Genomic DNA, 205 nt, shown 5'->3' with positions numbered 1-205 from the left:
CAGGCAGGCGTGTTAACCGCTACACTACGGGACCATTAAAACGGAGGAAGAGGGATTCGAACCCCCGCGAGCCGTTAAGCTCCTGTCGGTTTTCAAGACCGATCCCTTCAGCCGGACTTGGGTATTCCTCCACAAATTATAGGTAAATAACTATTAAAATTTAATAAATGGCGGTCCCGACGGGAATCGAACCCGCGATCTCCTG

The 205-nt window shown here is 50.2% G+C and carries 1 tRNA gene; it reads right to left on the bottom strand.

Annotated elements, in window-relative coordinates:
• Positions 1 to 41: 41 nt before the first annotated feature.
• A tRNA-Ser gene (locus HMPREF2576_RS09460) sits at positions 42 to 131 on the bottom strand.
• Positions 132 to 205 lie beyond the last annotated feature (74 nt).

It is taken from the genome of Staphylococcus sp. HMSC063F05 (assembly GCF_001837075.1).
Taxonomy (GTDB): domain Bacteria; phylum Bacillota; class Bacilli; order Staphylococcales; family Staphylococcaceae; genus Staphylococcus; species Staphylococcus epidermidis.
This window is presented reverse-complemented; position numbering and strand designations above follow the sequence as displayed.